The sequence below is a fragment of the Orlajensenia flava genome (assembly GCF_004801905.1).
Classification (GTDB): domain Bacteria; phylum Actinomycetota; class Actinomycetes; order Actinomycetales; family Microbacteriaceae; genus Orlajensenia; species Orlajensenia flava.
Map to the genome: position 1 here is coordinate 41,551 of NZ_SSSN01000001.1, position 23,918 is coordinate 65,468.

The 23,918-nt window shown below is 68.0% G+C and carries 21 protein-coding genes; 12 read left to right on the forward strand and 9 right to left on the reverse strand.

The window, feature by feature from the left end; translation table 11 throughout:
- Window positions 1-19 precede the first annotated feature (19 nt).
- The 6 genes from E6C70_RS00205 to sdhC all read right to left on the reverse strand — a co-directional run bounded on the left by E6C70_RS00205 (window position 20) and on the right by sdhC (window position 5,878).
- The gene (locus E6C70_RS00205) at window positions 20-853 is read right to left on the reverse strand and encodes an exodeoxyribonuclease III (protein WP_136421102.1); all 834 of its coding nucleotides are present in this window, start codon (window positions 851-853) and stop codon (window positions 20-22) included.
- Window positions 854-915: 62 nt separating this feature from the next.
- Window positions 916-2,124 (reverse strand): YihY/virulence factor BrkB family protein, encoded by a 1,209-nt coding sequence (locus E6C70_RS00210; RefSeq protein WP_136421104.1) that lies wholly within the window; start codon window positions 2,122-2,124, stop codon window positions 916-918.
- A 223-nt stretch (window positions 2,125-2,347) separates the two neighbouring features.
- Window positions 2,348-3,151 (reverse strand): succinate dehydrogenase iron-sulfur subunit, encoded by an 804-nt coding sequence (locus tag E6C70_RS00215; RefSeq protein ID WP_407921003.1) that lies wholly within the window; start codon window positions 3,149-3,151, stop codon window positions 2,348-2,350.
- Window positions 3,152-3,153: 2 nt separating this feature from the next.
- Window positions 3,154-4,968 carry a succinate dehydrogenase flavoprotein subunit gene (gene sdhA, locus E6C70_RS00220; protein WP_136421106.1) on the reverse strand — a complete coding sequence of 605 codons (1,815 nt, stop codon included), beginning with the start codon at window positions 4,966-4,968 and terminating at the stop codon, window positions 3,154-3,156.
- Between the two features lie 25 nt (window positions 4,969-4,993).
- Window positions 4,994-5,443 (reverse strand): succinate dehydrogenase hydrophobic membrane anchor subunit, encoded by a 450-nt coding sequence (locus E6C70_RS00225; RefSeq protein ID WP_136421108.1) that lies wholly within the window; start codon window positions 5,441-5,443, stop codon window positions 4,994-4,996.
- A gap of 15 nt (window positions 5,444-5,458) precedes the next feature.
- Window positions 5,459-5,878 (reverse strand): succinate dehydrogenase, cytochrome b556 subunit, encoded by a 420-nt coding sequence (sdhC, locus tag E6C70_RS00230; protein WP_136421110.1) that lies wholly within the window; start codon window positions 5,876-5,878, stop codon window positions 5,459-5,461.
- A 174-nt stretch (window positions 5,879-6,052) separates the two neighbouring features.
- Between sdhC and E6C70_RS00235 the strand changes: the two genes are divergently transcribed.
- The 11 genes from E6C70_RS00235 (at window position 6,053) to E6C70_RS00285 (ending at window position 17,904) form a co-directional block, all read left to right on the forward strand.
- Window positions 6,053-7,171: a mannose-1-phosphate guanylyltransferase gene (locus tag E6C70_RS00235; protein WP_136421112.1), complete on the forward strand. Its 1,119-nt coding sequence runs from the start codon at window positions 6,053-6,055 to the stop codon at window positions 7,169-7,171.
- Window positions 7,161-8,237, forward strand: coding sequence for a BMP family lipoprotein (locus E6C70_RS00240; protein ID WP_136421114.1), 1,077 nt, complete (start codon window positions 7,161-7,163; stop codon window positions 8,235-8,237). The genes E6C70_RS00235 and E6C70_RS00240 overlap by 11 nt, the downstream gene beginning before the upstream one ends.
- 144 nt (window positions 8,238-8,381) lie before the next feature.
- Entirely contained in the window at window positions 8,382-9,473 is a 1,092-nt protein-coding gene (locus E6C70_RS00245) for a BMP family lipoprotein (protein ID WP_136421116.1), read from the forward strand.
- A 177-nt stretch (window positions 9,474-9,650) separates the two neighbouring features.
- On the forward strand, window positions 9,651-11,189 hold the full coding sequence (locus tag E6C70_RS00250; RefSeq protein WP_136421118.1) for an ABC transporter ATP-binding protein: 1,539 nt from the start codon (window positions 9,651-9,653) through the stop codon (window positions 11,187-11,189).
- A gap of 59 nt (window positions 11,190-11,248) precedes the next feature.
- Entirely contained in the window at window positions 11,249-12,547 is a 1,299-nt protein-coding gene (locus E6C70_RS00255; RefSeq protein ID WP_168770822.1) for an ABC transporter permease, read from the forward strand.
- A gap of 2 nt (window positions 12,548-12,549) precedes the next feature.
- Window positions 12,550-13,830 (forward strand): ABC transporter permease, encoded by a 1,281-nt coding sequence (locus E6C70_RS00260; protein ID WP_136421180.1) that lies wholly within the window; start codon window positions 12,550-12,552, stop codon window positions 13,828-13,830.
- Window positions 13,827-14,252, forward strand: coding sequence for a cytidine deaminase (locus tag E6C70_RS00265; RefSeq protein ID WP_136421120.1), 426 nt, complete (start codon window positions 13,827-13,829; stop codon window positions 14,250-14,252). The genes E6C70_RS00260 and E6C70_RS00265 overlap by 4 nt, the downstream gene beginning before the upstream one ends.
- Before the next feature lie 58 nt (window positions 14,253-14,310).
- On the forward strand, window positions 14,311-15,609 hold the full coding sequence (locus E6C70_RS00270) for a thymidine phosphorylase (protein ID WP_136421122.1): 1,299 nt from the start codon (window positions 14,311-14,313) through the stop codon (window positions 15,607-15,609).
- Between the two features lie 425 nt (window positions 15,610-16,034).
- Window positions 16,035-17,147 (forward strand): adenosine deaminase, encoded by a 1,113-nt coding sequence (locus tag E6C70_RS00275; protein WP_235833210.1) that lies wholly within the window; start codon window positions 16,035-16,037, stop codon window positions 17,145-17,147.
- A gap of 44 nt (window positions 17,148-17,191) precedes the next feature.
- Window positions 17,192-17,635: a PTS sugar transporter subunit IIA gene (locus E6C70_RS00280; RefSeq protein ID WP_136421126.1), complete on the forward strand. Its 444-nt coding sequence runs from the start codon at window positions 17,192-17,194 to the stop codon at window positions 17,633-17,635.
- On the forward strand, window positions 17,632-17,904 hold the full coding sequence (locus E6C70_RS00285) for a PTS sugar transporter subunit IIB (RefSeq protein ID WP_136421128.1): 273 nt from the start codon (window positions 17,632-17,634) through the stop codon (window positions 17,902-17,904). Before E6C70_RS00280 ends, E6C70_RS00285 begins: the two co-directional genes overlap by 4 nt.
- Before the next feature lie 7 nt (window positions 17,905-17,911).
- Here the strand turns inward: E6C70_RS00285 and E6C70_RS00290 are convergent, their stop codons facing one another.
- Together E6C70_RS00290 and E6C70_RS00295 are read right to left on the reverse strand one after the other, a co-directional pair.
- Entirely contained in the window at window positions 17,912-19,630 is a 1,719-nt protein-coding gene (locus E6C70_RS00290; protein WP_136421130.1) for a phospho-sugar mutase, read from the reverse strand.
- 9 nt (window positions 19,631-19,639) lie between these two features.
- Window positions 19,640-20,473, reverse strand: a complete 834-nt coding sequence (locus E6C70_RS00295; protein ID WP_136421132.1) for a purine-nucleoside phosphorylase — start codon at window positions 20,471-20,473, stop codon at window positions 19,640-19,642.
- A gap of 71 nt (window positions 20,474-20,544) precedes the next feature.
- Between E6C70_RS00295 and E6C70_RS00300 the strand changes: the two genes are divergently transcribed.
- Window positions 20,545-21,984, forward strand: coding sequence for an NAD(P)H-quinone dehydrogenase (locus E6C70_RS00300; RefSeq protein ID WP_136421134.1), 1,440 nt, complete (start codon window positions 20,545-20,547; stop codon window positions 21,982-21,984).
- 141 nt (window positions 21,985-22,125) lie between these two features.
- Here E6C70_RS00300 and E6C70_RS00305 read toward each other — a convergent pair whose 3' ends face one another.
- Window positions 22,126-23,904, reverse strand: coding sequence for an acetyl/propionyl/methylcrotonyl-CoA carboxylase subunit alpha (locus tag E6C70_RS00305; protein ID WP_136421182.1), 1,779 nt, complete (start codon window positions 23,902-23,904; stop codon window positions 22,126-22,128).
- Between the last annotated feature and the right edge of the window lie 14 nt (window positions 23,905-23,918).

A 23,918-nucleotide genomic window follows, 5' to 3' on the forward strand; every position in this document is an offset into this window, starting at 1 on the left:
AGAAGGATCGGGGCGCGAATCAGATCGCGTAGTCGACGACGACGGGGGAGTGATCGGACCAGCGTTGGTCGTATGCAGCTGCCCGGTCGACGGTATAGGAGGTCGCCAGGGCGGCAAGGCCCGGGGTGGCCAGCTGGTAGTCGATGCGCCAGCCGGTGTCGGTATCGAACGCCTTGCCGCGCTGCGACCACCAGGTGTAGGGGCCGGGCACCTCGCCGGCGAATCGTCGGCCGAGGTCGACCCAGCCGAGTCCGCCGCCTGCGTTGTAGTCCTCGTCGCCCTCCGCTCCCACGAAGCGGTCGAAGTAGGCACGCTCCTCGGGCAGGAAGCCGGCGTTCTTCACGTTGCCCTTCCAGTTCTTGATGTCGAGGGTGCGGTGACCGACGTTGAGGTCGCCCATCACGACGGTGAGCTCGTTGTGCTCGGCCAACGCAGGAAGTCGCTGCTCCATCGCGTCGAGGAAGCGGTACTTCTCGACCTGCTTCGGCGTGCCCGCGCTGCCGGAGTGCACGTAGGCGCTCACGACCGTGACGATGCGACCGCCCGCCTCGTAGTCCGCTTCGAGCCACCGCCCGGCGCTGTCGAAGTCGTCGTCGCCCAGGGTCACCCGGTGGATGGATGCCGCCTTACGGCTGGCGATGGCCACGCCTGCGCGCCCCTTGGCGGTTGCCGCGTCGTGCAGGACGTCCCACTCGTCGCCGAGCAGGCCGGTCACGTCCTCCGTCGCGGCACGCACCTCCTGGAGCGCGAGGATGTCGACGTCGCGCGCGGCCAGCCAGTCGCCCATGCCCTTCCGGAACGCCGCTCGGACGCCGTTGACGTTGACGGATGCGATGCGCAGAGCGGTGGACATGGGTTAAATCCTAGAGGGGAGCCGCCGACGCGGTTCTTCGGAGCGAGGCAGTGCCGTGAGCGTCAGGATCGCGGAATCACGCGGGAGGCGTTCTCGAGTTCCGCGAGTTCCTCCTCGGCGGCCCGCACGCGTCGTCGCACGGCGGCACGCCGCAGCCATCCGGCCGTCGCGAGCTCCGCGCGGGCATCGCGCAGCTCGACACGAACGGCGACCAGGAGCGCGCGCTGCTCCTCCTGCTGGCGTTCGCGTTCGAGCTGCTGCGGAGTGACCCGCCGCAGCGACACGTTCCGGTCGCTCGCCGCCGTGAACACCCAGGCCGCTGCGACCAGCGTCACGAGTGCGCTCAGTCGGAACCACAGCAGCAGACCGATGAAGACGGCGAAAGTCGCCAGCAGGGGATTCTTGGTGGCACTGCCGACGAGGTAGCTGCCGCCCAGCTGGATGACCAGCAACGCGCCGGCTCCGAGCAGGGATCCGCCCCACAACCGGCGCCACGGCACCGCGGCGCCGGACAGGAACCGGAACATCGTGATGAGCACCACGAGGTCGATCGCGTAGACGACGGCGAGGCCGATGGCGCCGACCGTCAATGTCGACCACACGGTCGTGTCGAGTCCGAACAGTCCGAGCACCCACTTCAGGGCCGTCGTGCTCGCCAGCGCGACGGCGGCCCCGACGAGGAGGATGCCCCCGAAGGTCAGCGAGACCACGAAGTCACGTGCCTTCAGCAGCACGTAGTTGCGGGTGTCCTTCGGCAGCCCGAACATGCTGCGTACGGCCATGCGCGAGTAGGTCATCCATCCGATGGCCGTCCAGATGAAGCCGCCGAGCGCGATGGCGCCCGTCCAGCCCAGCAACGAGGCCGATGAGTCCGCGATCTGCATCACGGCCTCCCGAGAGACCACGCCCGGGTCGCCGATGAAGTCGGGAACTACGTTGTTGATGGCATCGATGATGGTCTGCACGGCAGACGGGCTTCCGGCCAGCAGCAGGCCAGCGATCGCGAAGACGATGTAGATGGCCGCGAAGATCGCGAACAGCGCCTGATAGGCGATGCCCGCAGACAGCAGGAAGCCGTTGCGGGCGAGGAAACGCCGCCAGACCCTGACGGGGAAGAGCGCCATCGTCCTCTGCGTGATGTCGGTGACCGCGCGAACCGGCTCCTCGAAGCGCTCGCTCAGCGCGTCGACGCGCTCGCGGACACGTTCCCGCGCCCCGATGGCGCCCGCGTCAGCGGCATGCTGCAGCGGGTCGCGCGCGTCGGTACTCACGCTGCCAGCGTACCGACAGCGCTCGTCGGTCCACGCGCGACAGCCGGACGTGAACGCCGCTCTGACAACTCAACCGTCGGGCACTAGATGTCGCTGGCGAGGGGGCGCACGACATCTGCTGCCCAACGGATGCACATGCCGCTCTGACGAGTCAACGGTGGGGCACCGAGCGCGAGGGCGCCGCCCGACATCCACTGCCCATCGGATGCGGACGACGGGCGGGTCAGGCCTTGCCGCGCAGGATCGCCTGCTTGACCTCGGCGATGGCCTTGGTCACCTGGATTCCGCGAGGGCAGGCATCCGTGCAGTTGAAGGTCGTGCGGCAGCGCCAGACGCCCTCCTTGTCATTCAGGATGTCGAGCCGCACCGCGGCGTTGTCGTCGCGGGAGTCGAAGATGAACCGGTGCGCGTTGACGATGGCGGCCGGGCCGAAGTACTGTCCGTCGGTCCAGAACACGGGGCAGCTCGAGGTGCATGCCGCGCACAGGATGCACTTGGTGGTGTCGTCGAAGCGCTCGCGCTGGGCGGCGGACTGGATGCGCTCCTTGCCGGGCGTGGCGGGAGCGGAGTTCGCGACCAGGAAGGGCTGCACCTCGCGGTAGGAGGCGAAGAACGGCTCCATGTCCACGACGAGGTCCTTCTCGAGAGGCAGCCCCTTGATGGCCTCGACGTAGATGGGCTTCGAGATGTCGAGGTCCTTGATGAGCGTCTTGCAGGCGAGCCGATTGCGGCCGTTGATGCGCATGGCATCCGATCCGCACACGCCGTGGGCACAGGAGCGGCGGAATGTGAGCGACCCGTCCTGCTCCCACTTGATCTTGTGCAGGGCGTCGAGCACGCGATCGGTCGCGTACATCTCGACGTCGAAGTCCTGCCACTTCGGCTCGTCACCGGTGTCTGGGTCGAAGCGGCGGATGATGAAGGTCACCGTGAACGGACGCAGCGTCGGGTCATCGGACATCGGTTCCGTGCTGGTGGTGTTCGCAGCGGCGGCGTCCGTGGTCGCCTCGAGAGTGGCCGTCGACATGCCTAGTACTTCCTCTCCATCGGCTGGTACCGGGTCATGACGACCGGCTTCCAGTCGAGCGTGATGTGGTCTGCGGCATCGGAGGAGTGCGGGTCGCCCGACAGGTAGGCCATGGTGTGCTTCATGTAGTTCTCGTCGTCGCGCTTGGGGAAATCGTCGCGCATGTGACCGCCGCGGCTCTCCTCGCGGTTGCGAGCGGAGAAGACCACCACTTCGGCGAGGTCGAGCAGGAAGCCGAGCTCGATCGCTTCGAGCAGATCGGTGTTGAACCGCTTGCCCTTGTCCTGGATGGCCACGTTGCGGTAGCGCTCGCGGAGGGAGTGGATGGTCTGGGTGACGTTCGCGAGCGACTCGTCGGTGCGGAAGACCTGGGCGTTCCGATCCATCTCGTCCTGCAGCTCCTTGCGCAGCACGGCGACGCGCTCGGTGCCGGTCGAGTCGCGTACGGAGTCGAGCAGGGCGCGCACGCCGGCGGCCGGATCCTCCGGGAGCGGGGTGAAGTCGACGTTCTGCACGTAGGCGACCGCGTTGTTGCCGGCGCGCTTGCCGAACACGTTGATGTCGAGAAGGGAGTTGGTGCCGAGGCGGTTCGATCCGTGCACCGAGACGCACGCGCACTCGCCCGCTGCGTAGAGGCCGGGCACGACGGTGTCGTTGTCGCGGAGCACCTCAGCGGAGACGTTGGTGGGGATGCCGCCCATCGCGTAGTGGGCGGTGGGCATGACGGGCACCGGCTCGTAGACCGGGTCGACGCCGAGGTAGGTGCGCGCGAACTCGGTGATGTCGGGCAGCTTGGTCTCGAGCACCTCGGCGCCGAGGTGCGTACAGTCCAGCAGCACGTAGTCCTTATGCGGCCCGGCACCGCGGCCCTCGGCGACTTCCTGCACCATGCAGCGCGAGACGATGTCGCGCGGCGCGAGGTCCTTGATGGTGGGCGCGTAACGCTCCATGAACCGCTCGCCCGACGCGTTGCGGAGGATCGCTCCCTCGCCGCGTGCGCCCTCGGTGAGCAGGATGCCGAGGCCCGCCAGGCCGGTCGGGTGGAACTGGAAGAACTCCATGTCCTCCAGCGGCAGTCCCTTGCGCCAGATGATGCCGACACCGTCGCCGGTGAGCGTGTGCGCGTTCGAGGTGGTCTTGTAGATCTTGCCGAAGCCGCCCGTCGCGAAGATGATCGCCTTGGACTGGAAGACGTGCAGTTCGCCGGATGCCAGGTCGATCGCGACGACGCCCGACGGCTGGGGAACGCCGTCGACATCCGTCATCACGAGGTCGAGCACGTAGTACTCGTTGAAGAAGTTGATGCCGAGCTTGACGCAGTTCTGGAACAGGGTCTGAAGGATCATGTGGCCGGTGCGGTCGGCGGCGTAGCAGGCCCGGCGGACGGGCGCCTTGCCGTGGTCGCGGGTGTGACCTCCGAAGCGGCGCTGGTCGATCTTGCCCTCGGGGGTGCGGTTGAACGGAAGGCCCATGTTCTCGAGGTCGATGACCGCGTCGATGGCCTCCTTCGCGAGGATCTCCGCGGCATCCTGGTCGACGAGGTAGTCGCCGCCCTTGATGGTGTCGAAGGTGTGCCACTCCCAGCTGTCCTCCTCCACGTTCGCGAGTGCGGCGGCCATGCCGCCCTGCGCCGCTCCCGTGTGCGAACGGGTGGGGTAGAGCTTCGAGATGACCGCCGTCCTGGCGCCCGGCCCGGCCTCGATCGCAGCGCGCATCCCGGCACCGCCGGCGCCCACGATGACGATGTCGAACTGGTGGTAGTGCACGCCGTCGACGACGGTGGACTCGGATGAGGGATTCACGGTGTCCGTACTCATGGTCTTTCGGTTGCGGTGCTGGCGGTCAGGAGGCCGGGCAGAACGAAGGCAGCAGGTCGGCGGGCGATCCGGCGGGGCACGGGTCGAAAGTGAAGACCACGAGGGTGCCGAGGATGATGAGGACGGCGACGGCCGCGAAGATGGCGCCCTTGAGGATGCGGCGGCTGGTGCGGTGAGTGGCGTAGTCGTTCACCAGCGTGCGCATGCCGTTGCCGCCGTGGATGAGGGCCAGCCAGAGCATGGCGACATCCCACCACTGCCAGAACGGCGTCGCGAGCTTTCCGCCGACGAACCCGAAGTCGATCTGGTCGACGCCGTCTCCGGTGAGGAGGTTGACGAACAGGTGCCCGAAGATGAGCACGAGCAGCAGCACGCCGGAGACGCGCATGTAGATCCAGCCCCACTTCTCCCAGTTCACGCCCTTGCGTGCTGGGCGGGCGGGGGAGCGCGGCGCTTCGATAACAGGTGCGGTCATGGCGATTCCCCTTTCCTAGTGGCCGAAGACGTTCATGAGGTGGCGGGGGGCGAAGCCGAGCATCGTGATCACCCAGAGCCCGATGACGATCCAGAACATGAGCTTCTGGTACTTCACGCCATTCGACCAGAAGTCGATGAGGATGATGCGGATGCCGTTGAACGCGTGGTAGACGATCGCCGCGACCAGCGCGGTCTCGCCGAGACCCATGATGGGTGTCTGGTACGTGCCGATCACGGCGTTGTACGCCTCGGGGCTCACTCGCACCAGTGCGGTGTCGAGCACGTGCACCAAGAGGAAGAAGAAGATGGCGACGCCGGTCACGCGGTGCAGCACCCACGACCACATGCCCTCGCGACCGCGATAGAGGGTGCCTCCCGGACGAGACGAGCGCTTGGTTTCTGTTGTCAGGGTCCCTGCCGTCTGCTGAGACATGACCAACCCTCCCTGGCTGTGTGGAGCGGCCTCGACACGAAAGGAGGCCCGAGACGCTCGACGAGCGCCCAACCAGTGTATTCCCCGGGGCTCGCGCGATTCCCCTAAGGCAGCCCTAACTATCTCGATGTCGAGAGAGTTGGCCCCCCGAAGACGGGCGATAGTCTGGGCGTCATGCACGACGCTCCCCTCGACCGCTTCTACAGCGTGATCCCCGCCGGCGGCATCGGCTCCCGGCTCTGGCCGCTGTCCCGCGCGGATGCCCCCAAGTTCCTCCACGACCTGACCGGATCGGGCCACACGCTCCTCCGCGACACCTGGAATCGCCTCGTGCCGCTCGCCGGCGACCAGCGCGTGATGGTGGTGACGGGTCGTGCCCACCGAGCGGCCGTCGAGGCTCAACTGCCGGAGCTTGCCGATGCCAACGTCGTCCTCGAGAGCGAGCCGCGCGACTCGTCAGCGGCCATCGGCCTGGCCGCCGCCATCCTCGAGCGCCGCGAACCGGGCGTCATCATCGGCTCCTTCGCCGCCGATCACGTCATCTCCGGCAGCGAGCTGTTCCGCGCGGCGGTCGTGGAGGCCATCGCCGCGGCCGACGCCGGGTTCATCGCCACGATCGGCATCACTCCGACCGAGCCCGCGGTCGGGTTCGGGTACATCCATACTGGCGACGAGCTGGGTGTGACGGATGCACCAAGCGCGCTGGCGGTGCGTTCCTTCGTGGAGAAGCCCGACCTGGAGACCGCCCGCGACTACGTCGAGAGCGGCACCTACCTCTGGAACGCCGGCATGTTCATCGCCCGGGCCGATCGGCTGCTCGAGGAACTCGCCAGCACCCAACCCGAGCTGCACGCGGGCCTCCTTGAGCTCGCCGAGGCGTGGGACGACCCAGCACTCCGCGGGCCGGCCGTCGATCGCATCTGGCCGACGTTGACCAAGATCGCCATCGACTACTCGGTGGCCGAGCCCGCGGCGGCACGGGGCCGGCTCGCCGTCATCCCGGGTCGATTCGTCTGGGACGACGTCGGAGACTTCGCCTCCCTCGCCAAGCTGAACTCGGCGGGCCGCGCCAGCGACCTCGCCATCCTCGGCGAGAACGCCCGCGTGCTCTCCGACGCCTCGAGCGGAATCGTGGTGAGCCGGTCGAACCGGGTCATCAGCCTCATCGGCGTGCAGGACATCGTGGTCGTCGACACGCCCGATGCCCTCCTCGTCACCACCAGTGCCCATGCCCAACGCGTCAAGGCCGTCGTCGACGCTCTCCGACTCGGAGGTTCCAGTGATGTCCTCTAACCGCATCCGTCGTACCGCACTCGCGGTCGTGACGGCCGCCGCCGTCGCCGTCATCGCCGCAGGCTGCGCATCCGCTCCCGAGGCATCGGGCACGTCGGGAGCCGCTGGCGGGTACTGCGCCCGCATGGTCACCAACTCCGGCGGTCTCAACGACCGTTCGTTCAACGAGTCGAGCTGGGCCGGCATGCAGCAGGCCGCCAAGGCCGACGGCATCAAGGTGCGCGCGCTGGTCTCGACGGGCGAGACCGACCTCGCGCCCAACGTCAAGCAGGCTGCGGAGTCCGGATGCGGCTTCGTGCTGACCGTCGGCTACGAGCTGGCCGATGCGACGGCGGCTCAGGCGAAAGCCAACCCCGACGTCCACTTCGCGATCGTCGACGAGGTGGTCGAGGCCGGAAACGTCAAGCCGATCATCTTCGACACCGCCCAGGCGTCCTACCTCGCCGGCTATCTCGCGGCCGGCGTCAGCAAGACCGGGGTCGTCGCGACCTACGGCGGCGGCAACCAGCCCCCGGTCACGCTGTTCATGGACGGGTTCGTCGACGGCGTCGCCAAGTACAACGAGGTCCACGGCACCGCCGTGAAGGCCCTGGGCTGGGACGTCGCCAAGCAGGACGGCAGCTTCACCGGCGACTTCGAGGACATCTCGAAGGGGCAGACGCTGACCGAGAGCCTGATCGACCAGGGTGCCGATGTGATCCTCCCCGTCGCGGGACAGGTCGGGGAGGGCACCGCGGCGGCCGCGCTCGAGCACCCGGGCGTCTCGGTGGTATGGGTCGACAACGACGGCTACGACTCGCTGCCCGCGAAGTACCACCCCGTGCTGCTGACGAGCGTCCTGAAGAACACGACTGATGCGGTGGCCGGCATCATCGGCTCGGACGTCAAGGGAAAGTTCGACTCCTCTCCGTTCATCGGAACCCTCGAGAACGGCGGTGTCGCCCTGGCTCCGTTCCACGATCTCGCCTCATCCGTGCCGGCCGCCCTCTCGACGGAGATCGACGGTCTTAAGGCCGACATCATCAGTGGAAAGCTCGTGGTGAGTTCGCCGAGCACACCCAAGTAACAGCCCGGAAACACGCGGATCGTCGCAGATTCATAACCATTTCGCTGGCGCGCCAGTTTGCTCTTAAGAGCAGAGAAATATTAGGTAACGTGATCTGCATTCCCGGCCCATCCATCCCTGTGGGCCAGCACCCTGGAGGTCACTTTGACGATCACAATCCGTAAGGCCGCCGTCGGCGGGCTTGCCGCGCTCAGCGTCGCGGCACTGCTCTCCGCTTGCGCGTCCGCCCCTGAGACCGGCAGCTCGTCGGGCGCCGCGAAGTCGGACTTCATCCCCTGCATGGTCTCCGACTCGGGCGGTTTCGACGACAAGTCGTTCAACCAGCTCGGCTACGAGGGCATCCAGAAGGCGGCCAAGGAGCTCGGCGTCAAGGCCATCACGGTCGAGTCCAGCGCGGAGACCGACTACGCCCCCAACCTCAAGAGCCTCGTCGACCAGGGCTGCAACCTGATCGTCACCGTCGGCTTCAACCTCTCGGCAGCCACGGTCGAGTCGGCCAAGGCCAACCCCGACATCGACTACGCGATCATCGACGACGCAGCTGACAACGACTTCGACGGCAAGGTCGACGCACCCAACATCAAGCCGATCCTCTCGAACACCGCCCAGGCGGCGTTCCTGGCCGGCTACGCGGCGGCCGACTACTCGAAGACCGGCGTCGTCGGCACCTTCGGCGGCATGAACATCCCGCCGGTGTCGATCTTCATGGACGGCTTCAAGCAGGGCGTCGACTACCACAACACCGAGCTCGGCACGTCGGTCAAGACCCTCGGCTGGGACGGCAAGGACGGCGTGTTCACCGGTGGTTTCGCTGCCGGCACCGATGCCCAGAACGCGGCGCAGGGCCTCATCGACCAGAACGTCGACGTGCTCCTGCCCGTCGGTGGACCGATCTACCAGAGCGCTGCAGCGGCCATCAAGTCCGCCGGCCGCGACATCGCGCTGATCGGCGTCGACGCCGACGTGTACGAGACGGACCCGTCGGTCGCCGACCTGCTCCTCACCTCCATCCGCAAGGCGATCGACGTCGGCGTCTACGACACCGTCGTCGCGTCGGGCAAGGGCAACTTCGACCCGAGCCCCTTCATCGGAACGCTCGACAACAACGGTGTCGGCCTCGCGCCGTTCCACGACTTCGAGAGCAAGGTGAAGTCGGACCTGCAGAGCCGGATCGACAAGCTGAAGGCGTCGATCATCGACGGCTCGGTCAAGGTCACGTCCTACCTCGACCAGTAACGAGAACGTGAAAGGGGGAGGTCGGCTTCGGCTGGCCTCCCCTTTCCGCATCCGCACGGATGGCATCCGCCCGCGCGGCTGCGCAGAATCTTCAACATCTGAGCACTACCATCGCACCTTCGCCCACTCTTGCGCGGACGAGGGCGCGGATTCGCAACGCTAACTAGGATCGGGAGCATGAAGCTCGAACTCCGCGGCATCACGAAGAGATTCGGCTCGCTGGTGGCCAACGACCACATCGACCTGACGGTCGAGCCCGGGGAGATCCACTGTCTCCTGGGCGAGAACGGGGCCGGCAAGTCGACGCTCATGAACGTGCTCTACGGTCTCTACCAGGCCGATGAGGGCGAGATCCTGCTCGACGCCGCCGTCCAGCACTTCGCGGGCCCGGGCGACGCGATGTCGGCCGGCATCGGCATGGTGCACCAGCACTTCATGCTCATCCCCGTCTTCACCGTCGCCGAGAACGTCATGCTCGGTCACGAGTCCACCAAGGCCGGGGGCCTGCTGGATGTCGCTGCCGCCCGGGCTCGCGTCAAGGAGATCTCCGATCGGTTCGGCTTCGACGTCGATCCCGACGCGCTGATCGAGGACCTCCCCGTCGGCGTGCAGCAGCGGGTCGAGATCATCAAGGCGCTCTCGCAGGAGGCGCAGGTGCTGGTCTTCGACGAGCCGACCGCCGTGCTGACCCCGCAGGAGACCGACGAGCTGATGGGCATCATGCGCCAGCTCCGCGACACGGGCAAGGCGATCGTCTTCATCACGCACAAGTTGCGCGAGGTGCGCGAGGTCGCCGACCGCATCACCGTCATGCGTCTGGGAAAGGTCGTTGGTGAAGCCCAGCCGACCGCGAGCAACGCCGAGCTCGCCTCTCTGATGGTCGGCCGGGCGGTCGAGTTGACCGTGCACAAGGAAGCACCGACGCTGCACGACGAGGCCCTCGTGGTGACCGGCCTGACCGTGGTCGACGCGATCGGCCAGCTCGTCGTCAACGACGTGAGCTTCTCCGTGCGCGGCGGCGAGATCCTCGCGATCGCGGGCGTGCAGGGCAACGGTCAGACCGAGCTCACGGAGGCCATCCTCGGCATGCAACCCCGCGTCGAGGGCTCCATCGTGCTGGACGGCAAGGAGCTGGCCGGGCGCAGCATCCGTCGCATCCTCGATGACGGTGTCGGTTTCATCCCCGAAGACCGCAACGAGGACGGCCTGGTGGGCGAGTTCACCATCGCCGAGAACCTCATGCTCGACCGGTCGACCACGAAGCCCTTCGTCAAGGGCGCCAACCTGCAGTTGCGCTACCTCGCCGATTTCGCGCGCGAGAAGGTGAAGGAGTTCGACGTGCGCACGCCGTCGATCGAGACTAAGGTCGGCCGGCTCTCGGGTGGCAACCAGCAGAAGGTCGTCCTGGCCCGCGAGCTCAGCCGCGACCTGCGTCTGTTCGTCGCCGCGCAGCCGACCCGCGGCGTCGACGTCGGATCGATCGAGTTCATCCACAAGCGCATCGTCGCGACGCGCGACGCCGGCATTCCGGTCGTGGTCGTCTCAACCGAGCTCGACGAGGTCGAGGCGCTCGCCGACCGCATCCTCGTCATGTATCGCGGCAAGATCGTCGGCATCGTGCCCGGCGGGACACCGCGCGACGTGCTGGGGTTGATGATGGCCGGCGAGGCACCGCCCGCCGAGGACGCCGTCGCCACGGAAGGAGTCGTCGCGTGAGCGACCACAGCAACGATCCCGCTGCGCAGCCCGACGTCGAGCTCGAAGAGCCCGATGAACTGACCGGACCGCCGACGCCCGAGCGCGCCACTTCGGGCCCAACGACGCCTCCGGCGGCCCCCGTCTCCGGCGGTAAGCCGGCCGACGAGAACGGGCGCTGGTCGGGCGTGCTCCGCGAGATCGCCACCGGAAACGCGATCATCTCGGTCCTGGCGGTGTTCCTGGCGCTCGTCGTCGGCGCCATCATGATCGCCTTCACCGACGAGAACGTGCAGAAGGCCGCGGGCTACTTCTTCGCTCGCCCCGGCGACACGGTCACCGCCGTCTGGAACTCGGTGTCCGGTGCATACTCGGCACTGTTCCAAGGTTCCATCTACAACTTCCGGCGCCCCGGATTCGCCAACGGCATCCGTCCCCTGCTCGATACCCTCACCTTCGCGACGCCCCTGATCGCGGCGGGCCTGGGTGTCGGACTCGCCTTCCGCGTCGGCATGTTCAACATCGGTGGTCGCGGCCAGATGCTCATCGCCGCATCAGCCGCCGGCTGGGTGGGCTTCGGCTGGGATCTGCCCTGGGGCCTGCACATGCTGGTGGCCGTGCTCGCCGGAATGCTCGGCGGCGCGCTCTGGGCTGGCATCGCCGGTCTGCTCAAGGCGCGCACCGGAGCCCACGAGGTGATCGTCACGATCATGCTCAACTACGTCGCCTACTACCTGGTCTCGTTCATGCTGCGCACGCCCGGCCTGCTGCAGGCGCCCGGTTCGAACAACCCCAAGACCCCGGCGATGAAGCCGACCGCCGTGTTCCCCCTGCTGCTCGGCCCGCAGTACAGCCTGCACTTCGGCTTCATCCTCGCCATCGCGGCGACGATCCTGGTCTGGTGGATCCTCAGCCGCTCCAACCTCGGCTTCCAGTTCCGCGCCGTGGGCCTCAACCCGAACGCCGCACGTGTCGCGGGCATCAACGTGAGCCGCATGTACGTCTACGCGATGCTCATCTCGGGCGCGCTCGTCGGCCTCGCCGGCGTCTCGCAGGTGCTCGGGACGGTCACGACCGGATTCGGGTCGGGCATCGACGCCGGAATCGGGTTCGACGCCATCACCGTGGCCCTCCTCGGCCGCTCCACGCCGTGGGGCATCTTCATCGCCGGCATCCTGTTCGGCGCCTTCAAGGCCGGCGGATTCTCCATGCAGGCAGCCCAGGGCGTTCCCATCGACATCATCCTCGTCGTCCAGTCGCTGATCGTGCTGTTCATCGCGGCGCCGCCGCTCGTGCGCGCGATCTTCCGCCTGCCCGACCCCTCGCATCCCCGTCGTCGAACGGTGCCGAACGTCACGAAGGAGGTGACGGTCAAGTGAGCATCGCCGCCCACCCCCACGCCCTCGACGAGCCCGTCGTGCTCGAGAAGACCGTCGTCGTCAGCTGGAAGGCGCCGATCGCCTACGCGGTCTTCACCGTGCTGCTCCTGCTGTTGGTGCTGTTCGGATCCCGCGACGCATCGACCACGTTCCGGCTCTCGGCCGCGACGGATGCCGTGAAGCTCGGCGACGTGACCGTTCCGGCGGTTCTCACGGGCTGGGTCACCGTCATCCTGCTGGCCATCCTCACCGTGTACAGCGTCATCCTCGTGCAGGCGAAGCGTCGCGTTCCGCTGTGGCTGACCGTCGTGTTCGCCCTCGTGTTCATGTTCGGCTTCCTCACCTGGGCGGCCGCGGGATCCACGATCCCCGTGACGGGCCTGTTGTTCGGTGCGGTCAGCCTCGCCGTCCCGCTGATCTACGGCTCCCTCGCGGGCGTCATCGGCGAGCGGGTCGGTGTGGTCAACATCGCCATCGAGGGTCAGCTGCTCGCCGGCGCGTTCTCGGCCGCCGTTGTGGCATCCATCACTCGTCAGCCCTGGCTCGGCCTCGTCGCCGCCATGATCGCCGGCGTTCTCGTCGCCTTCGTGCTCGCGGCGTTCTCCATCAAGTACTTCGTCGACCAGGTCATCGTCGGCGTCGTGCTGAACGTGCTCGTCGTCGGGCTCACCAGCTTCTTCTACTCGCAGGTGCTGGTGGCGAACGCGGCGACTCTCAACACCCCGCCGCGATTCGATCGCATCCCGCTGCCGCTGCTCAGCGACATCCCGATCATCGGACCCGTGCTGTTCCGGCAGACCGTCATCGTCTACCTGATGTACATCGCCGTGGCGCTGGTCTACATCGGGCTGTTCCACACCAAGTGGGGTCTCCGGCTCCGGGCTGTCGGCGAGCACCCCCAGGCGGCCGACACCGTCGGCATCAAGGTCAACCGCACGCGGTTCTGGAACGTCGCCCTCGCCGGTGCGATCGCCGGCCTCGGCGGGACCTTCTTCACCATCGGATCGGGCATCGCGTTCAACAAGGAGATGACGGCCGGCGCCGGCTACATCGCCCTCGCCGCGGTCATCTTCGGCCAGTGGGATCCGATCAAGGCCACGCTCGCCGCGCTGCTGTTCGGGTTCGCGTCGAACCTGCAGAACACCCTCAGCGTCATCGGATCGCCGGTTCCGAGCGAGTTCATGCTCATGCTGCCGTACGTCGTCACGATCCTCGCCGTCGCCGGTTTCGTCGGGAAGTCCCGGGCGCCGGCCGCATCCGGAAGGCCGTACATCAAGTCATGAGCGATCAGAACGAACCGAGCTCCGGCGACATCGACTGGGGTGCCCTGCGCGACGCAGCCACCGAGGCGATGGGCAAGGCGTACGCGCCGTACTCGCGGTTCCCCGTCGGATGCGCCGCACTCGTCAACGATGGGCGCATCATCGCGGGCTGCAACGTCGAGAACGCGTCGTACGGCGTCACGCTGTGCGCCGAGTGCGCCCTGGTGTCGGGCCTGCACATGTCGGGCGGCGGCCAGCTGGTGGCCTTCACGTGCGTCGATGGGCACGGCAACACCCTGATGCCGTGCGGTCGCTGCCGCCAGCTGCTGTACGAGCACGCCCTTCCGGGCATGCTGCTCGAGACCGTCTCGGGCATCCGCACCATCGATGAGGTGCTGCCCGACGCGTTCGGCCCCCGCCAGCTCGCCGACTACGGCGTCTGAGGAGCGCCGGGCGGCGGCCGCGACCACTCCATCGATTCACCCGCAGTGAGGAACCACCATGGCCGTTGAGGCATTCGACGTCGTCGACCTGATCCGCGTGAAGCGCGATCGTGGCGAGCTGAGCACCGAGCAGATCGACTGGCTGATCGACGCATACACACGCGGTTACGTCGCCGACGAGCAGATGTCGGCCATGACGATGGCGATCTTCCTCAATGGCATGGAGCGGCGCGAGATCCGCGATCTCACCATGGCCATGATCGCCAGCGGTGAGCGGATGAGCTTCGCCGGCCTCGGCAAGCCCACGAGCGACAAGCACTCCACGGGTGGCGTGGGCGACAAGATCACCCTGCCGCTCATGCCGCTCGTCGCCGTGTTCGGCGTGGCCGTTCCGCAACTCTCCGGTCGCGGCCTCGGCCACACCGGCGGAACGCTCGACAAGCTCGAGTCCATCCCCGGCTGGCGGGCATCACTCAGCCCCGAGGAGATGTTCGACCAGCTGCGCGATGTCGGCGGCGTCATCTGCGCGGCCGGCAGCGGTCTCGCCCCCGCGGACGGCAAGCTCTACGCGCTCCGCGACATCACCGGGACGGTCGAGGCCATCCCGCTGATCGCCTCATCGATCATGTCGAAGAAGATCGCCGAGGGCACCGGCGCGCTCGTGCTCGACGTGAAGTTCGGTTCCGGCGCGTTCCTGCAGGACATCGAGCGTTCGCGGGAGCTCGCGCGCACGATGGTGGAGCTCGGGACGGATGCCGGTGTCGCCACCTCTGCGTTGCTGACCAACATGAACGTGCCCCTCGGCCTCGCCATCGGCAACGCCAACGAGGTACGAGAGTCGGTGGAGGTTCTCGGGGGCGGCGGTCCGTCCGACGTGCGGGCGCTGACCATCGCGTTGGCGCGCGAGATGCTCACGCTGGCCGGAAAGCCCGACGTCGATGTGGAGGCGGCGCTGGATGACGGGCGTGCCATGGACAAGTGGCGCGAGGTCATCCGCGCCCAAGGCGGAGATCCCGACGCTGCGCTGCCGGTCGCGAAGGAGACCCACGTTGTGGCGGCCGAGCGCGATGGGGTCCTGGTCGAGCAGCAGGCGCTTCCGTTCGGCATCGCGGCGTGGCGTCTGGGTGCCGGTCGGGCCCGCAAGCAGGACCCCGTGCAGCACGCAGCGGGCATCGACCTGCACGCCAAGCCGGGCGACGCCGTCACGGCCGGTCAGCCCCTGTTCACGTTGAGTGCGGACGAGCCCGAGCGCTTCGTGCGGGCACTGGAAGCACTCGAGGGTTCCTACCGCGTCGGTGATGCGGGCGAGCCGGTTCAGGATGGCGGTCCGCTCATCGCCGACCGCATCACCGCCTGACGCTGCTCGCCCACCCCGCCCGCCGCGCCGGCGGTGCCATAACGCGCATCCGCTGGTCCGCGCGGTGCCATAACGCGCATCCGCTCCCGCTGACAGCGCACCGCGGGAGCCGTCACGGTGCCATCGGTGCGATAACGCGCATCCGCTCACCGGGAAGTGCCATAACGCGCATCCGCTCGTGCTGATAGCGTCGCGGCGTGAGACGTCACCGTGCCGTCGGTGCGATAACGCGCATCCGCTCACCGAGAAGTGCCATAACGCGCATGGCTCGACCCGACGCGCGCAGCCCGCTCGGCGAAAGTGCCATAACGCCCATCCTTTGGTCGGCGCGGTGCCATAACGCGCCTCGGCACGCGCACGGAAGTCGCCCACAACGGGGTGACCGGCGAGAGGGCCGCGCCGATACGCTGGATGACGTGAACACGATTCCGACGGAGTACCTGCTTCCCGGTGGGCGCACGAGCATCAACGCCCTCCCCAAGATCTCGCTGCATGACCACCTCGACGGCGGCCTGCGCCCGCAGACCATCATCGAGCTGGCCGATGCGATCGATCTCGATCTGCCTGAGACGGATGCCGCGGCGCTCGCCGGTTGGTTCGCCGACCAGTCCGACTCGGGTTCGCTCGTCGAGTACCTCAAGACCTTCGACATCACCACCGCCGTAATGCAGACGACCGAGGGACTCGAGCGGGTCGCGCGCGAGTTCGTGCAGGATCTGGCGGCGGATGGCGTGATCTACGGCGAGATCCGCTGGGCGCCCGAGCAGCACCTCGCCAGGGGACTCACCCTCGACCAGACCGTCGAGGCCGTGCAGACGGGCATCGAGCAGGGGATCGACGACGTCGCTTCGTCGGGCGCCCGCATCCGCATCGGCCAGCTCGTGACGGCGATGCGGCACGCCGATCGTGGCATGGAGATCGCCGAACTCGCCGTCCGGCACCGCGACCGTGGCGTCGTCGGCTTCGACATCGCCGGTGCAGAACTGGGCTTCCCCGCCCGCAATCACCTGAGCGCCTTCGACTACCTGGCCACCGAGTACCTGCCCGTCACGGTGCACGCCGGCGAGGCCGACGGCATCGACAGTATCCGCGGTGCCCTGTTCGACGGCCGCGCGCTCCGATTGGGGCACGGTGTTCGCTTGGCGGAGGACATCTCGGTCGAGCGCGAGGACGACTCCAACACCTACGTCACGCTCGGACCTGTCGCTCAATGGGTGCGGGACCGCGAGGTGGCCCTCGAGCTCGCGCCGTCGTCGAACCTGCAGACCGGTGCGATCGCGCAGTGGGGCGACGAGCTGGTCGACCATCCGTTCGACCTGCTCTACCAGCTCGACTTCCGCGTCACCGTGAACACCGACAACCGGCTGATGAGCCAAACCTCCATCTCGCGCGAACTCGCGTTGCTGGCCGACGCGTTCTCCTACGACCTCGACGACTTCGAGGTGTTCCAGTTGAACGCCGCATCCGCCGCCTTCCTCTCACTCGAGGAGCGCGACGAGCTGATCGACGCGATCAGCTCGGGGTTCGACCAGGCCTGACCGCCTACGGCCAACCAGCCCACTATCAATCCGAGAGGTCGTCCGTGCTCCCGCCGCTGCCCGACCGGGCGATCCACATCGACGCAGAGGTCGCCGACTGGCGCGGCGCCGTGCGCGCGAGCGGTCACGCGCTCGAGCGCTCGGGAGCGACGACCGCGGCCTACACCGAACGGATGGTCGGCGTGATCGACACGTTCGGCGCCTACGTGGTCGTGGCTCCGGGACTGGCGCTGGCACATGCCCGTCCGGGACGGGACGTGAAGCGAGACGGCCTCAGCGTCATCACCCTCGCCGAACCCGTCTCGTTCGGGCACCCGCACAACGATCCCGTCAGCGTCGTGGTGGGACTTGCTGTCACCACAGCCGACGAGCACGTCGGCCTGGTCGCCGAACTGGCCAACATCTTCAACGACGCGAGCGTCATCCCGGCGCTCGCCGGCGCCGAGAGCCCGAGTGCCATCCGCGAGATCCTGGGGGCGACAGCGTGAAGATCGTGGCCATCTGCGGCGTGGGCATCGGAACGGCCGCCATCCTCAAGCTCAACGCGGAGCGGGCACTGGACCGCATCGGTGTCGACGCCGACGTCACGGCCTCGGATGTCGCGGGTGTGGCCGCCGCGGCGGCCGACGCCCAGGTGATCCTCACGTCTCCCGAACTGGTCGATCACATCGGCGCGACCAACGCCGACGTCGTCGTCATCCAGAACTACTTCGACCTCGAGGAGATCTCCGCGAAACTCGAGGTCGCCGTCGGCTGATCGCTTGCTACTCCGATGGTTCGGAGCGCGCCCGCAGCAACTCGCGCATGCCCGCGTCGATCGTGGCGACCGCGGCATCGGCGGCGGCGATCCGTTCGGTGACCGTTCCGTCCTCGCTCGAGGCGTCGATGTACACCTTGAGCTTCGGCTCGGTGCCGCTCGGACGGATCATCACGCGCGACCCGTCATCCAGCCAGACCCGCAGCACATCGCTCGGCGGAAGCGATCCGAACCCGTGCGAGAGGTCGTCGACCCGATCCACCCGGATGCCCCCGATATGAGAGGGCGCATCGTCGCGCAGACTCCGCATGAGCCGGGCGATGTCGTCGAGATCGGTCACCCGCACCGAGATCTGGCTCGAGGCGAACGCCCCGAACGTCTCCGCGAAGCGCTCGAGGTGCCGACGGATGTCGCTGCCATCCGCCTTCAGCTCGCTCGCAAGCGAGAGGAAGGCCAACGCCGCCGAGATGCCGTCCTTGTCGCGCACCGTCTCGGGATTGACCAGAAACCCCAGCGCCTCCTCGAACCCGAACACCAGGCCCGGCGCGCGCGAGATCCACTTGAAGCCGGTGAGCGTGTTCGAGAAGTCCAGTCCGTAGTGCCGGGCGATCGCCGCCAACCCCGGTGACGACACGATCGAGCACGCGAGGGTACCTTCAGACGGATGCCGTCCGTGCGCGTTCGCCTCGGCCGCCCGCCATCCGAGCAGCAGTCCCACCTCGTTGCCGCTGAGACGTCGGTAACCGTCGACGGCCGCGGCATCCGGAATCCCGATGGCGAGCCGATCGGCGTCGGGATCGTTGGCGATGACCAGTTCGGCCTCCCGCGCACGTGCCTCAGCGAACGCGAGGTCCATCGCGCCCGGCTCCTCGGGATTGGGGAACGCGACGGTGGGGAACGCGGCATCCGGCTCGATCTGCGCGGTGACGACGTGCGGCTCATCGAAGCCGGCCTCGGCGATCACGGCCGAGTACGTCTCCCATCCGACGCCGTGCATCGCGGTGTAGACGGTGTTCACCTGAGCGCGCACCGGACGGGCGACCGCCGCGGTGACGCCGATGTAGGCCTCGACGACCGACTCGGGGGCGGTCTCGGGCTCCGATCGCGGCAGATCGAGCACACTGACGGTCGATGCGACGGAGAGGATCTCCTGTGCGATCTCCGCGTCGGCGGGAGACACGATCTGCGAGCCGTGATTCCGGCCGCCCAGATAGACCTTGTAGCCGTTGTCGTGGGGCGGATTGTGCGATGCGGTGACCATGACGCCGGCGCTGGCATCGAGGTGCCGGACCGCGAACGCGAGCACGGGTGTCGGCAGCAGGCGGGGGAGCAGGATGGCACGGATGCCGGCGCCCGCCATGATCTCGGCCGAGTCCTGGGCGAAGACCTGCGAGTTCTTGCGACCGTCGTAGCCGATGACGACGGACGGCTTCGATCCGATCGGCGCGTGGTTCGTGAGGTACGCGGCCAAGCCGGCGGCGGCCTGCCCGACGAGCACGCGGTTCATGCGATTGGAACCGGCGGCGATCGCCCCCCGCAGGCCGGCCGTGCCGAACGCGAGACGCTGATCGAACCGGTCGTGCAGGTCGGCGAGCGCATCCTCATCCCCGCCCCCCACGGCATCGATGACGCCCTGCAGTTCTGTGCGGGTCTCGGGATCGGGGTCCTGGGCCAGCCACGCCTCGGCGCGCGCGAGAACGCGGGTGGTCGCATCCGTATCGGTCATCGCGTCGCCCTAGATCGCGCCGACGATGCGGGCCAGCAGGTCGCTGATGACGGCCTCGGCCTTGCGCCCGGCGTCGATGACCTCCTCGTGGCTGAGCGGCGTCTTCTGGATGCCGGCGGCGAGGTTGGTGATGAGGCTCATGCCAAGGATCTCCATGCCGGCCTGCCGGGCGGCGATCGCCTCGAGGGCCGTCGACATCCCGACGATGTGGCCGCCGATGGTCTTGGCCATCTGCACTTCGGCGGGAGTCTCGTAGTGAGGTCCTCGGAACTGGCAGTACACGCCCTCGTCGAGCCCGGGGTCGATGGTCCTGGCCACGTCGCGGAGCCGCTGGGAGTAGAGGTCGGTCAGATCGACGAAGGTGGCGCCCTCGAGCGGGGAATCGGCCGTGAGGTTGATGTGGTCGCTGATGATCACCGGCGTCCCGGGTGTCCAGCTCTCGCGGATGCCGCCCGCCCCGTTGGTGAGGATCATCGTCTTCGCTCCGGTGGCGGCCGCCGTGCGCACGCTGTGGACGACCCGGCGCACGCCGTGATTCTCGTAGTAGTGCGTTCGCGCGCCGATGACGAGGGCGTGCCGGCCGTCGGGGAGCGTGACCGAGCGCAGCGTCCCCACGTGGCCTTCGAGGGCGGGCTTGCTGAAGCCGGTGATCTCAGCGGCGGGGATGGTCGCGATCGTCTCGCCGAGCAGGTCGGCCGCCTTGCCCCATCCGCTTCCCAGCGTGAGGGCGATGTCGTGTTGGGCGACTCCCGTGCGCTCCGCGATCTCGGCCGCTGCGATGCGAGCGATCTCGAAGGGGTCTGCATCGGGTGCGTCCAGCGGATTCGTCGTCGAGTCGTGCATCCCTCCACTCTAGGGGCGCGTCACGGGCCCCGCGTTTGGAGCGGCATCCGTCGGTGCGAGAGAATAGGGCAATGGCCTACGAGTTCGAGCGCACCCAAAGAATCGCGGTTCTCGGAGGCGGTCCCGGCGGTTACGAAGCGGCGCTCGCCGCCGCCCAGCAGGGTGCCGAGGTGACGCTCGTCGAACGCATCGGCGTCGGCGGATCCGCCGTGCTGACGGATGTCGTGCCGTCCAAGTCGCTCATCGCCACCGCCGAGGCGTCGAACTCCATCAAGGAGGCCGCCGACCTCGGCGTGCAGTTCTACGCGCGCGGCGAGACGGGCAAGCCGGTGAAGCCCGAGGTGGCGATCAACCTGGCCGCCGTCAACAAGCGACTGCTGCGGCTGGCGCGCCAGCAGTCCGAGGACATGACCGGCAACCTCGAGGATGCCGGCGTGCGGCTGGTGCAGGGCGAAGGTCGCCTGGACGGAACCAGCGCCCTCATCGTCTCGACTGCGCTCGGCAACGACGGAACCGACTTCGACCGCATCGAGGCCGACACCCTCGTCATCTCCGTGGGAGCCAGCCCGCGCATCCTCCCGTCGGCCGTTCCCGACGGCGAGCGCATCCTGACCTGGACGCAGCTGTACGGGCTCAAGAGCGTGCCCGAGCACCTCATCGTGGTCGGCTCCGGCGTCACGGGCGCCGAGTTCGCGTCGGCCTACCGGGCGCTCGGCGCCGAGGTGACGCTCATCTCCAGCCGAGACCAGGTGCTTCCAGGCGAGGACGCGGATGCCGCACGCGTGCTTGAGAACGCGTTCCGCCGCAACGGCATGAACGTGCTGTCGAAGTCGCGTGCCGAGAGTGTCACGCGCACCGAGACGGGTGTGTTAGCGACGCTGTCGGACGGCCGCACGGTCGAGGGATCGCACTGCCTCATGGCGGTCGGATCGGTCCCGAACACGACGGGCATCGGCCTGGAGCAGGCCGGCGTGCAGCTCACGCCAAGCGGGCACATCCGGGTGAACCGGGTCGCGCGCACGTCGATCCCCAACATCTACGCTGCGGGGGACTGCACCACGTTCCCACCGCTGGCATCCGTCGCCTCCATGCAGGGCCGTACCGCGATGTTCCACGCCATGGGCGACATCGTGAACCCGCCCGAGGAGCGCAACATCACGTCGAACATCTTCACGCAGCCCGAGATCGCGACCGTGGGGTGGACGCAGAAGCAGATCGAGGAGGGCATCGCGCAGGGGCAGATCTACAAGCTGCCGTTGGCGTCGAACCCGCGCGCCAAGATGATGAACATCAAGGAGGGCTTCGTCAAGCTCTTCGCGCGCACCGGATCCGGCACCGTCATCGGCGGCGTCATCGTCGCTCCGAAGGCGAGCGAGCTCGTGCTTCCTCTCGCGATGGCGGTGGAGAACCGGCTGACCGTCGACCAGGTGGCCGAGGCGTTCCCGGTCTATCCGTCGCTGTCGGGCTCCATCTCGGATGCCGCCCGCGCGATGCACATCGTCAACCTCTGAACGAACCCGCTGGTTGAGTAGCGAGCGACGAAGGAGCTCGCGAATCGAAACCCGCCACGCGCACGTGCGAGGGTCTCGATACGCGGAGTCGCTGGCGCGTCTGCGCTACTCGACCAGCGCTGGCAGGCGTATCGAGACCCGTCAGTCGGCGATGCTCAGCAGCAAGTGGCCCGACGACACCGTCGACCCGACGGCGGCATTGACGTTCTCGATGCGCCCGTCCTTGTGAGCGGTCAGCGGCTGCTCCATCTTCATGGCCTCGAGCACCAGGATGAGGTCGCCCTTGACGACCTGATCTCCCTCGGCGACGGCGAGCTTGACGATCGTCGCCTGCATGGGCGCCTTGACGGCATCGCCGGTCGCGGTGTTGACCGCATGATGCTCGGCGCGCCGACCGGGCGCGCTTCCGCCCGTACGCGCGGCGGTAGACGCCGACCCGGATCCGGCGAAGAGCTTCTGCGGGAGGCTGACCTCGATGCGCCTGCCGTCCACCTCGACGACGACGTTGTTGCGCTTCTCAGGCTGTGCCGGCGCCTCCGCCTCACCGCTCCACGGCTCCAGGGTGTTGTCGTAGCCGGTCTCGATCCACCGGGTGAAGATGCTGAAAGGCTTCCCGTCCTCAGGCGCGAACGCCGGGTCGCGCACGATGTCCCGGTGGAAGGGCAGGACGGTCGGCAGACCGGCCACCTCGAATTCGTCGAGCGCCCGGCGGGCCCGGTCAAGGGCCTCCTCGCGTGTGGCGCCTGTGACGATGAGCTTGGCGAGCAGGGAGTCGAACGACCCGCTGATGACGTCGCCGGCCTGAACACCGGTGTCCACGCGGACGCCCGGGCCGCCGGCCGGCCGGAACACGTGCACCGGTCCCGGCGCTGGCATGAACTGGCGGCCCGGGTCCTCCCCGTTGATGCGGAACTCGAACGAGTGACCGCGCGGGGCAGGGTCGTCGTAGTCGAGCGTTCCACCCTCCGCGAGACGGAACTGCTCGCGCACGAGGTCGATGCCCGTCACCTCTTCCGACACGGGGTGCTCCACCTGCAGGCGGGTGTTCACCTCGAGGAACGAGACGGTGCCGTCCTTGCCGATGAGGAACTCGCAGGTGCCGGCGCCGAGGTAGCCGACCTCTTTCAGGATGGCCTTCGAGGCACGGTAGAGCTCGGCGTTCTGCTCCTCGGTCAGGAACGGGGCCGGTGCCTCCTCGACGAGCTTCTGGTGGCGGCGCTGCAGCGAGCAGTCGCGCGTGGACACGACGACGACGTTGCCCTGCGCATCCGCGAGGCACTGCGTCTCGACGTGGCGCGGCTCGTCGAGGTACTTCTCGACGAAGCACTCCCCGCGACCGAACGCGGCGACGGCCTCGCGCGTGGCCGACTCGAAGAGCTCGGGCACCTCCTCGCGGGTGCGGGCGACCTTGAGGCCGCGGCCGCCGCCACCGAAGGCCGCCTTGATCGCGACGGGCAAGCCGTGCGTGTCGACGAAGTCGAGCACCTCGGACGCGTCGGCGACCGGGTTGAGGGTTCCCGGCGCGAGCGGGGCGCCGACCTTCTCCGCGACGTGGCGAGCGGAGACCTTGTCTCCCAGCCGTTCGATGGCCTCGGGGCTCGGGCCGATCCAGGTCAGGCCGGCACCGATGACGGCGCGGGCGAAGTCGGCGTTCTCGGCGAGGAACCCGTAACCCGGGTGCACGGCGTCGGCCCCCGAGCGGCGGGCGATGGAGAGCAGCTTGTCGATCACGAGGTAGGTCTCGGCGCTCGTCGAGCCACCCAGTGCGTATGCTTCGTCGGCGAGTCGGGCGTGCAGAGCGTCGCGGTCCTGGTCGGCGTAGACCGCCACCGAGAGGATGCCGCTGTCGCGAGCAGCACGGATGACACGGACGGCGATCTCGCCCCGATTGGCGATGAGGACCTTGGTGATACGCGGCATGATCATCCAGCCTA

Bases quoted from the DNA above. Each gene is read 5' to 3' on its own strand.
- E6C70_RS00205 (WP_136421102.1), bottom strand. From the start codon at position 853: ATGTCCACCGCTCTGCGCATCGCATCCGTCAACGTCAACGGCGTCCGA.
- E6C70_RS00215 (WP_407921003.1), bottom strand. From the start codon at position 3,151: ATGTCGACGGCCACTCTCGAGGCGACCACGGACGCCGCCGCTGCGAAC.
- sdhA (WP_136421106.1), bottom strand. From the start codon at position 4,968: ATGAGTACGGACACCGTGAATCCCTCATCCGAGTCCACCGTCGTCGAC.
- E6C70_RS00225 (WP_136421108.1), bottom strand. From the start codon at position 5,443: ATGACCGCACCTGTTATCGAAGCGCCGCGCTCCCCCGCCCGCCCAGCA.
- sdhC (WP_136421110.1), bottom strand. From the start codon at position 5,878: ATGTCTCAGCAGACGGCAGGGACCCTGACAACAGAAACCAAGCGCTCG.
- E6C70_RS00235 (WP_136421112.1), top strand. From the start codon at position 6,053: ATGCACGACGCTCCCCTCGACCGCTTCTACAGCGTGATCCCCGCCGGC.
- E6C70_RS00240 (WP_136421114.1), top strand. From the start codon at position 7,161: ATGTCCTCTAACCGCATCCGTCGTACCGCACTCGCGGTCGTGACGGCC.
- E6C70_RS00250 (WP_136421118.1), top strand. From the start codon at position 9,651: ATGAAGCTCGAACTCCGCGGCATCACGAAGAGATTCGGCTCGCTGGTG.
- E6C70_RS00265 (WP_136421120.1), top strand. From the start codon at position 13,827: ATGAGCGATCAGAACGAACCGAGCTCCGGCGACATCGACTGGGGTGCC.
- E6C70_RS00270 (WP_136421122.1), top strand. From the start codon at position 14,311: ATGGCCGTTGAGGCATTCGACGTCGTCGACCTGATCCGCGTGAAGCGC.
- E6C70_RS00290 (WP_136421130.1), bottom strand. From the start codon at position 19,630: ATGACCGATACGGATGCGACCACCCGCGTTCTCGCGCGCGCCGAGGCG.
- E6C70_RS00295 (WP_136421132.1), bottom strand. From the start codon at position 20,473: ATGCACGACTCGACGACGAATCCGCTGGACGCACCCGATGCAGACCCC.
- E6C70_RS00300 (WP_136421134.1), top strand. From the start codon at position 20,545: ATGGCCTACGAGTTCGAGCGCACCCAAAGAATCGCGGTTCTCGGAGGC.
- E6C70_RS00305 (WP_136421182.1), bottom strand. From the start codon at position 23,904: ATGCCGCGTATCACCAAGGTCCTCATCGCCAATCGGGGCGAGATCGCC.